The sequence below is a fragment of the Bosea sp. PAMC 26642 genome, from assembly GCF_001562255.1.
In the GTDB taxonomy this organism is placed as follows: domain Bacteria; phylum Pseudomonadota; class Alphaproteobacteria; order Rhizobiales; family Beijerinckiaceae; genus Allobosea.
The window spans coordinates 1,859,848-1,872,767 of record NZ_CP014301.1 but is presented as its reverse complement, the minus strand read 5'-3'; the positions used below and the strand labels follow the sequence as shown (position 1 = coordinate 1,872,767).

Genomic DNA, 12,920 nt, shown 5'->3' with positions numbered 1-12,920 from the left:
GAAAGTCGGCCTCAGCTTCGTCCGCCCCAGTTCCCGGCACGGAAGTCCATGGCGAAAGCAGGAGAGGCCTTCCAGGCGAGCGCTTTCGGCTTGGCCGTGAAGGTCGCGTTCTGGTGGAGCACGGTATAGGCGGGGTCCTCGCGCTCGGCGATTTCCAGCATGCGGCGGAAGGCTGCCTTGCGGCGGGCCTGGTCCATCGAGGTTTCCAGCTCGACGGAGAGCATGTTCAGCTCGGCATTGGTCCATTCGCCGACCTGCTGCTGCTGGCCGTTGGGGCCGTGCTGGCTGACGAGCGACGAGACCGGATCGTTGAAGGGTGCCGAGTTCGACCAGTCGCGCACGGCCCGTGTCGGGGTCCGCTCAAGGATCTGCTGCCAGTTCTCCTTGACCTGGATCTCGACGTTGAGGCCGGCCTCTTTCCACATCTCGACCAGGATCTGCGCGGTCGCAGTCTGGTTGGTGTAGTAGTTGTTCAGCAGGCGGTAGGGGATCGGATCGCCCTTGTAGCCCGACTGCCTGACCAGATCCTTGGCGACCTTGAGGTCGAAGGCCGGCACCGACCAGTCGGCGAGAAACATGTCGCCGTAATAGGGCCATTGCAGACCCTTGGGGATCGAGGTCCGGCCGGCCCAGAGCGAGTCGACGATGGCCTGCCGGTCGATCGAATGGGTCATCGCGCGGCGCACCAGCGGATTGACGAGCTGCGGATGGCTCTTGTCGAAGACGGTCAGGCGATGGTTCAGGATCGTGCCGCCCTGGACCTCGAAGGCGGGGTTCTTCTCGATCTGCGCGATCTGGTCCGGCGGGATGTCGCAGGCGAACTGGTATTGTCCCGAGAGAAGGCCGTTGATGCGGGAGGCCGTCTCCGGAACCTCGACGAAGCGCACCGACTTCAGCGGCGGGCGGCCGCCCCAGTATTCGTCATGGGCTTCCAGCAGCAGCGACACGTCGGGACGGTATTCCGCGACGCGGTAGGGGCCGGTGGTGACGGGTTTCGAGGCCCAGTCGCTATAGGTCTTGGCTTCCTCGAAGGCGCGGCGGTTCATGATCTCGCTGCCGAACCGCGAGATGCGCCCTTCCAGCGTGACGTCGGGCGTGCCGTTGACGAAGCGCACGGTGTGCTTGTCGACGACCTCGACGCCGAGCAGGGCGGGCCAGGCGCGGCGTGCCACGGCCGGGACCTCGGCAGGCAGTTCCTTGGAGGCGCGGCCGCCGCCGACGGTGAAGTCGGCTGAGATCGTCTTGCCGGCGCTCGGCTTGGTGTCGCCGAACATGCGCTCCTTGCCGAAGGAGAAAACGACGTCCTCGGCCGTCATCTCGTCGCCGTTGTGGAACTTGACGCCCTGGCGCAGCTTGAGCTCGACGGTTTTGTCGTCGATGCGCTTCCATTCGGTGGCGAGGCCGGGCACGGGCTCGAGATTGCCGGTCCAGTTCTTGCCGATCAGGCCTTCCCAGATCGAGGAGAAGAAGATCCGCTCGCCGACATTGGACTGCTCGCGCAGTACGTCGAGCAGGTTCGTGTTCGAAATCTTCTGGACCGCGACGGTGATCGACGGCCGATTGTCGGCCTGGGCGATCGCAAAGCGGGGCAGGATCAGTGCGGAGCCGCCGAGAGCAAGCGCGCTGCGGCGTGTTATGGAGCGGGTCATGATCGAGGTCCTACTGGTTTGATGGGAGAGGGCCGGTCGAAGGATCGCGCTGCTCGAGCCCACGCGGGCTGGAGCGGAAATGGGTCAGCGTCCGGTCGGCATGGATCAGCCGCCAGGACAGCGCCTTCTGGGCGTAGGTGAGGACGAGAGCCGCATAGGCAGGGTCTTCCGCCAGATTGACGAACTGGTTTGGGTCTTGCGCCAAGTCGAAGAAGAGCGGCGGCAGCGCGGCAAAGTGGACGTATTTGTAGTTCTCGTCCTGCACGACGCAGAGGCTGGACTCGTCCATGCCGAGGCCGAGGACCTTTTCCGGTTCGGAATAGTGCACGTCGCGGAAATCGTATTCGTAGTGCAGTTCGGTGCGCCAGTCGGCCGGGCGGCCCCCTTGCGTGAAGGGCATCACCGAGCGGCCGTCGCAGGCGCGGGGCGCGTCGCCGCCGAGCCAGTCGAGGATCGTCGGCATCACGTCGACGCTCTCGGTGAAGGCCTCCTCGATCGCGCCGCGCCGGCCTTCAGCCCCGCGCGGATCCTTGACGACGAGCGGAATGCGGAAGCTCTCGTCGTGGAAGCCGATCTTGCCGAGCAAATGATGGTCGCCGAGCTGCTCGCCATGGTCGGAGGTGAAAACGACCAGCGTGTCGTCCCACTGCCCGGTCTCGTCGAGATAGGCGAAGACCTGGCCGAGGCAGTCGTCGATCTCGCTGATCAGCCCGCAATAGGTTGCGCGCATCTGGCGGATCTCGGCTTCGTCGAGCGTCGCGCCGGAGCCTTCCGCACCATGGAAAAACGAGCCGCGCTTGATAGCGTCGACATAGTATTTGATCAGCGGGTGCTGGGCGCCCTCGGCTTCGGGCGAGTCGGCACGGATCGGCGCGGGCATGTCGGCGGCCCGGTACATCTCGTGATAGGGCGCCGGTGCGACGAAGGGCGGATGCGGCCGGTAGTAGCCGAGATGGAGGAAGAACGGTTTTCCGTCGCGACCCTTGAGATAGGTCAGCGCCCGCTCGGTAAAAAACGAGGAATCCGACAGCTCTTTGGGAATGCGCGCGGGACGCTCGGTTGCGCCCGGCACCGCGTCTTCGCCTTCGGGAAGCCAGATGTCCTCGCGGTTCTCAGGCAGTTCGAAGCCGTTCTGCGCAACCCAGCCGAAATAGCCGTCCATATTCGGCTCGAAGGCGCCGACGGAGCGAAAACCGTCCATCAGGTCGCCGAGCACGAGGAAGCGCGGGTCCTGTTTGGCCGTCGAGCGCGGGTCCGGCGTCGTCGTGGTGTAGCCGATCAGGGCGGGATCGTAGCCGATCGCGCGCAGCGCCTTGCCGAGATTGAAATGGCGCTGATCGAGCGGCACCGTGTTCTGCACGGCGCGATGGTTCATCAGATACAAGCCCGTCAGCAGGCTTGCGCGGGCCGGGCCGCAGGGTACGCAGGCCGTGACATGGTTGGCGAAGGTGACGCCCTCGGCACAGATCCGGTCGAGGTTGGGCGTCTTCAGAAACGGCGCCTGGCCTTTCGCCCGCAACAGATGCGGCACGAAATCAGCCCGCCATTGATCGACGACGATGAGCAGAACGTTTCGACGCGACATGCGACCTCACTTGGATCGCGTCTGCCTATGAGCTGCGGATGACGCCCCGATGACCGGCAGCGATGGGTCTAAACCTGTGCTCCAAGCGCCGGCCTACGAATGGAGATCGGAGGTTGCGGCCAGTGTCGGTTTTGGCCACGTCCGGAGCAGGCTCGACAGGATGTGCAGGCTCCCAGACAGCTGCGGCACGAAACGCCGACGCCGTTCAGAAGCGCGGGCGCCTGGGGTCGAAATCGGGGCGGTGCTTTCGCATCTCCCCTGCGTCGTCCCGCACGCGGATGCCGCAGTCCAGATATTGCCGGTGGAGCCGCGCGAGGGCGTCGCGATCCAGACTGACGCCGAGCCCGGGACCTGGCGGCGGCGCCACCGAGCCGTTCTCGATCGGCAGTTTGCCGCCCTCGATGACCTCCTCCACCTGCCAGGGGTAGTGCGTGTCGCAGGCATAGGCGAGGTTGGGGATCGCGGCGCCGACATGGGTCATCGCCGCCAGGCTGATGCCGAGATGCGAGTTCGAATGCATGGAAATGCCGAAGCCGAACACGCGCCCGAGATGGGCGAGATGCTGCGTCGCGCGAAGGCCGCCCCAATAGTGATGGTCCGACAGCACGACCTGCACGGCGTTGAGGCGGATCGTCTCCGGAATGTGTCCGAACGCGATCGTGACCATGTTAGTGGCGAGCGGCATCGGCGAAAAGGTCGCGACCTCTCCCATTTCGCTCAGCGTCCGAACCGGATCCTCTAGATATTCCAGCAGACCCTCGAGCTGCGGCATCACCCGGCGCGTCGTCTCCACCGACCAGCCGCCATTGGGGTCGATCCGCAGCGGATGGTCCGGGAAGGCGCGGCGCAGGTGCCGCAACGTCTCGATCTCGAACTCCGGCTCGAAGACACCGGCCTTGAGCTTGATCGAGCCGAAGCCGAACTCGTCGACCATGCGGCGCGCCTGTTCGACCATCTGCTCATGCGACAACGCCTCGCCCCAGTCATCTGCAGGATAGCCGGGGTCGTCCTTGTGCCGGGCAAATTTGTAGAACAGATAGGCGCTGTAGGGGACGCGGTCGCGGACCTTGCCGCCCAGGAGTTCGTAAAGCGGCCGATCGATAATCTGGCCCTGGAGATCGAGGAAGGCGACCTCGAATGCCGCAAGCGCCGAGGCGCGGGCCTTGTCGCCGCCCGGCGGGTAGGTCTGGCCGGGATCGGAATCGTCGCCCACTACAGCGTAGACCACGCGGGCGAGCCCATTCAGATTGAAGGGATCGAGGCCGATGAGCCCGGGCCTCGCCTTTTCCAGATTGGCCAGGGTCTCGAGATCGCCATAGCTCTCGCCGAGCCCGATCCGGCCAGAGGCCGTCTCGACCTCGATGATGCTGCGCAGCGCCCAGGGTTGGTGGACGCCCGCCACATTCAGGAGCGGCGGATCGCGAAAGGCGACGGGGGTGACACGGACAGCGGTGATGCGCATCGAAGGTCTCGCAAGGAGGGCAGGGGCTGTGCTGGAACGTCCGGTATCAGGCCGCGCTCCGGCGCTTCACGCACCCGGGGCGGGAGGCGGAACGGGCGCTCCGGCATATTCGAGGGCACAGAAGCCGCCGCCCTGGAAATAGAGCGCCGCCGGCTCATGAATCAGCCCGGCCTCGCCTGCCATGGCCTCCTCGGTGTAGTTCTCGGCATGATCTTGAGGCCTGTAGCCCAGTCCATAGGCGATAGAATTGTCGTACCAGCTGCCGGCATTGTCCGAGACGCCGTAGACGATGGTGTTGTGGATGTCGGGATGCTCCAGCCCGATCAGACAGAGCTGGGCGAGATCCCGCGCGCTGATCCAGATCTTGAGGATACGGGCATTATAGGGCGTACCGACGGCATTGCCGATCCGCACATGAAGGCTCCTGATCCCGTATTTGTCGGCATAGAGGGCGCCGACTGCTTCCCCCCAGCATTTGCTGAGTCCATAGCGGCTGTCCGGTCGCGGCAAGGCCGAGGCATCGATCCGTTGATGGGTTGGATAGAAGCCGACGGCGTGATTGCTCGAACCGAACACGACACGCCCGACCCCCCCGCGCCGCGCCGCCTCGTAGATGTTCCAGGTGCCGATGACATTGGTCTGCAGAATGGCCTCGAACTCGGCCTCGCGCGGGATGCCCGCCAGGTGGATCACCGCGTCCATGCCCGCCATGGCGCGTTCGACGGCGGCGAGGTCGGTGATGTCAGCCACCACCGCGTCCTCGTTGGCCGCGAGTTCGGCCGGAGCGAGCCTGTCGAGGATACGGACGCGGGCGAAGCGGGAGCCCAGCTCCTGGCGCAGTTTCCGCCCGATATTTCCGGTCCCGCCTGTGATCAGGAGGTTGCGGACAGGGCTCGGCGGTTGCGGTTCCATGCGTCGTCTCCCGGCTTCTGGTCTTGAGAGGTGGTTGCCCGATGACTTCCCGGCTCAGCTTAGTAGCGCTGCGCGGCGATGACGGTCGAGGGCGAAGACGCCCCCCGATGCCGGGGCCTTGGCAATCTGCTGCGGTGCCAGTCCGATCCGGCCGCTCGTGCCGTAAAGCATGTCTTCGTCCGGCCCGCCGAAGGTCAGCCCGGTCGGGCGTGGCTCAGGCAAGGACAGAAGCCGCATGTCGCTCGCCGTGACGGATGCAAGCATCAAAAGACAATCCTCTCCGCCGCGGGCGGCCCGTTACGAGAAAAGCGATGGCGTTCCAAATGGTGCGTTGACGAAGCCAGAGGCAAATCATATGGCTGTCTCTGATATCTGAAATTTCAAGCGTAGCAAGACACGAGTGCGATGATCCTCGAGGACACGTCAGCGCTGATATCGGAACGGGACTCTCCGCAGCCGCTCGGTCTGTCGGCCGGGGCGATGCGGGCATTGGTGCGGCCAGCAGCGGGCGGGCGGGTCGCCGCTTTCTGGCGCGAGGCCGGTGGCCAGCGCGCCGATGTGCTGATGCCGATGGACGATGGCGGTTTCGACCCGCTGTTCTGGCCCAAGGCCGGCACCTATCCGCTCGCTCCCTTTTCAAACCGCATCCGGGCAGGCACCTTCTCCTTCGGCGAGCGCGAGGTCAGGCTGGCGCCGCATCCGGCCTGCAAGCCGCATGCGCTGCATGGCTTCAGCCAGTTGCGGGAATGGCGCGTGACGCAAGCGAGCGCGGAGCACATCGAGATGCGCTATCGGCATGATCCCGCGGAGGCCTCCGATGCCTGGCCGTGGGCGTTCGAGGCGATCCAGAAGATCACGCTCGATCCTGCGGGAATGACCCATGAGATCGGCGTCGAGAGCCACGCGGACGGCGATATGCCGGTGGGTCTTGGTCTCCACCCTTATTTCGCGGTCGCGCATGGGGACACCATCCGCTTCTCCGCGCAGGCCGAATGGGAGCAGGGCGAGGATGGCTGCGCAACCCGGCTGCGCCGCCTGGAGGGCGCCGGGCGCAACCAGGACCGGCTGCATGATGGCGAGCCCATCACGCTCTATTTTGCCGGCTGGGACGGACGCGCCGTGATCACGCGGCAGGATGGCGCGACCATCACGATCGAGGCCGACCAGCCTTTCGATCACCTCGTCGTCCATGTGCCGCCGGGCGGGGCCTATCTCTGTATCGAGCCGGTGAGCCATGTCGCCGACGCCTTCAATCTCGCCTCACGCGGAGCCGATGGCACGGGCATGCGCGTGCTGGCGCCGGGCGCGGCCATTTGGGGACGGATGCGCATCGGGGTAACATGAATCGAACCGCCAGACCGGGGTAGGAACCCGAACTGGTGGCACGCCGAAGCCAAGCTTCGGACAACGACATAAGGCCGAAAATGGCCATGAATTCAACAGGGAGGATACAATGAGGAACTCGAAGAACGGGTCTGGCCTGGTGGATGGCGTTCGCCGCCGCGACGTGCTGAAAGGGCTGGCCGGGGCAGCCACGCTGTCGGCGATCCCGCAGGGCGCGATGGCCCAGGCCGCCAAAGAGGCTCCGGCCTTGGCCAAGATGACGGCGGACGGCAAATTGCCGGCGCTGGCCGAGCGCATCCCGGCCAATCCGATGGTCGTTCCTGTCGAGAAGGTCGGCCGCTATGGTGGCTCGTTGCGGCGCGGCCTGCGCGGCTCGTCGGACCATAACGGCATCCTGCGTCTGGTCGGCAATCAGGGTCTCGTGCGCTGGAACCTCGCCTTCACCGAGGTCTTGCCCAATGTCGCCGACAAATGGGAGGTCAGCGCGGATTCAAGCGAGTTCACCTTCTATCTGCGCAAAGGCATGAAGTGGTCGGACGGCAAGCCCTTTACCGCCGACGACGTCGTCTTCTCGATCGAGGACTGCGCCAAGAACCCGGACCTGTTCAAATCGGCGCCTTCGACGCTGGTCATCAATGGCAAGGCCTGCACGGCCACGAAGATCGACGAGACGACGGTGAAGATCGCCTTCGCCGGCCCCTTCGCGCTGTTCCTCGAGCAGCTTGCAACGCCGCTTGGCCAGTATCCGACGCTCTATGCCAAGCACTACTGCAGCCAGTTCCATCCGAAATACAACACGAGCGTCGCCGACCTCGTGAAGGCGGCGAACCTCTCCGACTGGGCGGCGCTGTTCCGCAACAAATGCGGCGACATCGAAATCCCCGCGCGCTGGGGCAATGTCGACAAGCCGACGCTCGACCCCTGGGTGGTCAAGGAAGCCTATACCGGCGGCACGACCCGCGTGGTGATGGAGCGCAACCCCTATTTCTGGCAGGTCGACACCGCCGGCAACCAGCTGCCCTATATCGACCGGCTGACGTTCAGCATCTCGCAGGATGTCGAATCGCTGATGCTCGATGCGATCTCGGGACGCCTGGATATCCAGGAGCGCCATATCGACACGCTTCAGAACAAGCCGACGCTTTCCCAGAACATGCAGAAGGGCGGCTACCGGCTGATCGAGCTCGTCAACTCCTCGGCGCAGCAGGTTCAGATCTATCTGAACATGACGCACAAGGATCCGAAGATGCGCGAGATGTTCGCCAACAAGGAGTTCCGCAAGGCGCTTTCGCTTGGGCTCGATCGCAAGGAGATCATCGATCTGGTCTATCTCGGCCAGTCGCAGCCCTACCAGACCGGCCCGCGCCCGGGCCATCCCTGGCATAACAAGACGCTGGCCGAGCAGTTCACCGGCTTCGACGCGGCCCAGGCCAATGCGATCCTCGACAAGCTGGGCTACGCCAAGAAGGATTCCGGCGGCATCCGCCTGCGGCCCGACGGCCAGAAGGTCTTCTTCGCCATCGACGTGATCCCGACGCTCTACCCCGACCAGGTCGATGCGCTCGAACTAGTGAAGCGCCACTGGGCCGATATCGGCGTCGACATCAAGGTCAACACGATCGAGCGCGCGCTCTACTACACGCGCGGCGACAGCAACGACCATGACGCCGCCGTCTGGCCGGGGCCGGGTGGGCTCGACCCGATGCTCGACCCGCGCGACTATTTCGCCCACCATCCCCAGGGCTCGCGCTACGCGATTCCTTGGACGCTCTGGTATGTCTCGGGCGGCAAGGACGGTCAGGAGCCGCCCGAAAGCCAGAAGCAGCGCATGAAGCTCTACGATCAGGCCCGCGCCACGGCCGATCTGCAGAAGCGCGGCGAGCTCATGAAGCAGCTCTTCGACCTGACGGCCGAGGCCTTCGAGACGATCGGCCTGTGCCTGGCGGTCAATGCCTTCGGCATCGCCAAGAACAACCTGCAGAACGTGCCGGCGAAATATCCCAATGCCTGGTCCTGGCCCAATCCGGGCCCGGCTCTGCCGCAGCAGTTCTTCTTCACGACGTGATCTGCACGAGCCCGGTCGCGTTCAAGGCGCAGCCGGGCTCTTTCGCATCGAGACAGGCAGTCCATGCTCCTCTTCATCGCCAAGCGCCTCCTCTGGATGGTGCCATCCCTGGTCGTCGTCAGTTTCCTGGCCTTCGTGCTGATCCAATTGCCGCCGGGCGACTACGTCACGAGCTATATCGCCACGCTCGCCGCCTCCAACGAGGTGGTCGACCAGAACACGGCGGCCGATCTCAGGGCCCGCTACGGGCTCGATCAGCCGATGATCGTGCAATACTTCAAATGGATCACCGGCATCGTGCTGCGGGGCGATTTCGGCATCAGCTTCGAGTGGCAGCAGCCGGTCGGAGACCTGATCTGGGAGCGCATGGCGCTGACGCTGGTCCTGACCTTCTCGACGCTGCTCGCAACCTGGGGCATCGCGCTGCCGATCGGCATCTTCTCGGCCGTCAAGAAATACTCGATCGGGGACTACATCGTCACCTTCCTGAGCTTTCTCGGGCTCGCCGTGCCGAGCTTCCTGCTGGCGCTCGTGCTGATGTATGTCGCCGCCGTCGAATACGGGCAGGAGGTCGGCGGACTGTTCTCCGAACAGTATCTCACCGCGCCCTGGAGCATCGCCAAGATGATCGACCTGGCGAAGCATCTCTGGATCCCGGTCATCATCCTGGCCGTCTCCGGCACGGCGAGCCTGATCCGCGTTATGCGCGCCAACATGCTCGACGAACTCCACAAGCCCTATGTCACCACGGCTCGCGCCAAGGGCCTGTCGGAATTTCACCTGCTGCTGAAGTATCCGGTGCGCCTGGCGCTCAATCCGTTCATCTCGACGATCTCCTGGCTGCTGCCGAACCTGGTCTCGGGCTCGATCATCGTCGCCATCGTCCTCAGCCTGCAGACCGCGGGGCCTCTGCTGCTGCAGTCGCTGATGAGCCAGGACATGTATCTCGCCGGGGCTTTCGTGCTGCTGATCTGCACGCTGACGCTCGTCGGCTCGCTGATCAGCGACATCCTGCTCGCCCTCGTCGATCCCCGCATCAGGCTGGAATAGTCAATGACCGACACGGCTCTTGCATCCATCGACACCAAGCGGCTCGCCGTCGCCTCGCAATGGCAACTCGTCTGGTGGGCGTTCAAGCGCCATCGCCTGGCGATGGTGGGCCTGTACATCACGATCTTCCTCTACATCATTGCACTGGTGCCGGGCTTCTTCGCCATCAACGACCCTTCGCAGCAGAATGCGCGGGCGGCGTTCTATCCGCCGCAGCCGATCCATTTCATCGACACTGCCGCCGATGGCAGCTGGGCGATCCGCCCCTACATCCACCCCTACGTCTTCAAGCGCGACCCGCAGACGCTCGCGGCCATCTACAGCGAGGACAAGACCCGCAAGAGCTATGTCCGCTTCTTCGGCGAGGGCTACGAATACAAGCTGCTCGGGCTGTTCAGCACGACGACGCATCTCATCGCCAGCGAGAACAAGACGCAGCCGATCTTCCTGCTGGGGGCCGATCGCCTCGGCCGCTGCGTTTACAGCCGGATCATGCAGGGCGCCCAGATCTCGCTGTCGGTCGGCCTCGTCGGCGTGCTCCTGTCGCTGACCATCGGCGTGCTGCTGGGCGGCATTTCCGGCTATTACGGCGGGCGTATCGATTTCGCCGTGCAGCGCGTCGTCGAGTTCGTGCTGTCGCTGCCGAGCATACCGATCTGGCTCGCATTGTCGGCGGCGCTGCCGCAGGACTGGCCGGCGACGCTGAACTATTTCATGATCACGCTGATCCTGTCGCTCACGGGCTGGGCCCAGCTCGCCCGCGTGGTGCGCGGCCGCTTCCTGAGCCTGCGCACGGAGGAGTTCGTCACGGCTGCCAGGCTCGACGGCGCCTCGGAAGGGCGCGTGATCTTCCGCCACATGCTGCCGAGCTTCGCCAGCCACATCATCGCCTCGGTCTCGCTGGCCATTCCCGCGATGATCCTGGCGGAGACCTCGCTCAGCTTCCTCGGCCTCGGTCTGCAGCCGCCGACCATCTCCTGGGGCGTGCTGCTCCGCGAGGCCCAGAACATTCGCTCGATTGCAACCGCGCCCTGGCTGTTTGCGCCCGGTGTCGCGGTGGTTGTCGCCGTGATCGCCCTCAACTTCCTGGGAGACGGGTTGCGCGACGCCGCGGACCCGTACAACAAATGAATGTCACCGATCTCGCGCCCCGCCTGGAACAGCGCGCCGCGCCGTCCCAACCCATCCTCGAGGTCCGCGACCTCGTCACGCACTTCCCCGTGCGCAACGGCGTGGTCAAGGCCGTCGATGGCGTCTCGTTCACGCTCCATCGCGGCAAGACCCTGTGCATCGTCGGCGAAAGCGGCTCGGGCAAGAGCGTCACCGCGCGCTCGATCCTGCAGATCGTCGATGCGCCTGGCCGCATCGTCTCCGGCTCGATCCTGCTCAACCGGCTCGACGGCTCCTCGGTCGATCTGGCCAAGCTGAACCCGCGCGGCCGCGAGATCCGCAGCGTGCGCGGACGCGAGATCGCGATGATCTTCCAGGAGCCGATGTCGTCACTGTCGCCGGTCCATACGGTCGGCGACCAGATCATGGAGGTGCTGCGGCTGCATCTGAAGATGAGCAAGAAGGACGCCCGGGCGCGCTGCGTCGAGTTGCTCACCCAGGTCGAGATCCCCAAGCCGGACGCCGCGGTCGATCGCTACACCTTCGAGTTCTCCGGCGGGATGCGCCAGCGCGTCATGATCGCCATGTCGCTGGCCTGCAATCCCTCGCTCCTGATCGCCGACGAGCCGACGACCGCGCTCGACGTCACGACGCAGGCCGAGATCCTCGACCTGATCAAGCGGCTGCAGACGCAGCACGGCATGGCTGTGATGTTCATCACCCACGACATGGGCGTGGTGGCCGAGATCGCCGACGAGGTGCTCGTGATGCACTACGGCAAGGTCAAGGAGAGCGGCCCGGTCGATACGATCTTCCATGCGCCTAAGGACGACTATACGCGCATGTTGATCGGCTCCGTGCTGAAGCTGGAGCAGAAGGCGGAGATCCGCCTGCGTCGGCCGCCGATCCCGGAGGATGCGCCGCCCGTCCTGGAGGTGAAGAACCTGCAGATGTATTTCGGCTCCCCCAAGGCGCCGGTGAAGGCCGTGGACGACGTCTCGCTGGTGGTCAGGCCGGGCGAGACGCTCGGCATCGTCGGCGAGTCCGGCTCGGGCAAGACGACGATGGGGCGCTGCCTGCTGCGGGTCTACGAGCCGCAAGGCGGGGCCATAGACTACCGCCGCCCCGATGGCAGTGTCGTCGATCTGCTCAAGGCCGATGCGCAGACGCTGAAGGCCTGCAGGCGCGAGATCCGCATGATCTTCCAGGATCCGGTCGGGTCGCTCAACCCGCGCATGACGGTGGCCCAGATCGTCGGCGAGCCGCTCCTGGTCAACGGCATCGCCAAGGGCAAGGAACTCGACGACCGCGTGGCCGACCTCCTCAGCCAGGTCGGGCTCGAGCCGTCCTGGCGGGAGCGTTATCCGCACGCCTTCTCCGGCGGCCAGCGTCAGCGCATCGGCATCGCGCGGGCGATCTCGCTCAACCCGCGCATCATCGTCGCCGACGAGGCGACCTCGGCGCTGGACGTGTCCGTCCGTTCGCACGTGCTCGACCTGATGATGAACCTGCAGGACAAGCTCGGCCTGTCCTATGTCTTCATCAGCCACGATATCGGCGTCATCCGCTACATGTGCGACAGGGTGGCGGTGATGTATCGCGGCAAGGTGGTTGAGACGGGGTCAGCCGAACAGGTCTGCGATGCGCCGACGCACCCCTACACGCAGGCGCTGCTCTCGGCTATTCCTCGCCCCGATCCGCGGGCCCGCAACATTCATCTCCGGCATCGATATGCCGGCTAAT

10 protein-coding genes are annotated in these 12,920 nt (G+C 65.0%); 5 read left to right on the top strand and 5 right to left on the bottom strand.

What is annotated here, in order from left to right:
* Positions 1-11: 11 nt before the first annotated feature.
* From AXW83_RS08820 to AXW83_RS08800, 5 genes are all read right to left on the bottom strand, one after another.
* Positions 12-1,649: an ABC transporter substrate-binding protein gene (locus AXW83_RS08820; RefSeq protein WP_066612411.1), complete on the bottom strand. Its 1,638-nt coding sequence runs from the start codon at positions 1,647-1,649 to the stop codon at positions 12-14.
* A 10-nt stretch (positions 1,650-1,659) separates the two neighbouring features.
* A complete protein-coding gene (gene pehA / locus AXW83_RS08815) occupies positions 1,660-3,234 on the bottom strand; it encodes a phosphoric/sulfuric ester hydrolase PehA (RefSeq protein ID WP_066612409.1) in 1,575 nt (524 codons plus the stop codon).
* Positions 3,235-3,439: 205 nt separating this feature from the next.
* Positions 3,440-4,696, bottom strand: coding sequence for a glucarate dehydratase family protein (locus AXW83_RS08810; protein ID WP_066612406.1), 1,257 nt, complete (start codon positions 4,694-4,696; stop codon positions 3,440-3,442).
* Between the two features lie 66 nt (positions 4,697-4,762).
* Positions 4,763-5,608, bottom strand: coding sequence for an NAD-dependent epimerase/dehydratase family protein (locus AXW83_RS08805; protein WP_066612404.1), 846 nt, complete (start codon positions 5,606-5,608; stop codon positions 4,763-4,765).
* A 54-nt stretch (positions 5,609-5,662) separates the two neighbouring features.
* Positions 5,663-5,872: a hypothetical protein gene (locus AXW83_RS08800; protein ID WP_066612402.1), complete on the bottom strand. Its 210-nt coding sequence runs from the start codon at positions 5,870-5,872 to the stop codon at positions 5,663-5,665.
* A gap of 141 nt (positions 5,873-6,013) precedes the next feature.
* On the opposite strand from AXW83_RS08800, the gene AXW83_RS08795 reads away from it, so the two are divergent.
* From AXW83_RS08795 to AXW83_RS08775, 5 genes are all read left to right on the top strand, one after another.
* Positions 6,014-6,952, top strand: a complete 939-nt coding sequence (locus AXW83_RS08795; RefSeq protein WP_066612401.1) for an aldose 1-epimerase — start codon at positions 6,014-6,016, stop codon at positions 6,950-6,952.
* A gap of 109 nt (positions 6,953-7,061) precedes the next feature.
* Complete coding sequence (locus AXW83_RS08790) at positions 7,062-9,017, top strand: ABC transporter substrate-binding protein (protein ID WP_066612398.1); 1,956 nt, start codon at positions 7,062-7,064, stop codon at positions 9,015-9,017.
* A gap of 63 nt (positions 9,018-9,080) precedes the next feature.
* Entirely contained in the window at positions 9,081-10,067 is a 987-nt protein-coding gene (locus tag AXW83_RS08785; RefSeq protein WP_066612395.1) for an ABC transporter permease, read from the top strand.
* 3 nt (positions 10,068-10,070) lie between these two features.
* Positions 10,071-11,198 (top strand): ABC transporter permease, encoded by a 1,128-nt coding sequence (locus tag AXW83_RS08780; RefSeq protein WP_066612393.1) that lies wholly within the window; start codon positions 10,071-10,073, stop codon positions 11,196-11,198.
* Positions 11,195-12,919 carry an ABC transporter ATP-binding protein gene (locus AXW83_RS08775; protein WP_066612391.1) on the top strand — a complete coding sequence of 575 codons (1,725 nt, stop codon included), beginning with the start codon at positions 11,195-11,197 and terminating at the stop codon, positions 12,917-12,919. Before AXW83_RS08780 ends, AXW83_RS08775 begins: the two co-directional genes overlap by 4 nt.
* The last annotated feature ends 1 nt before the right edge of the window (position 12,920 follow it).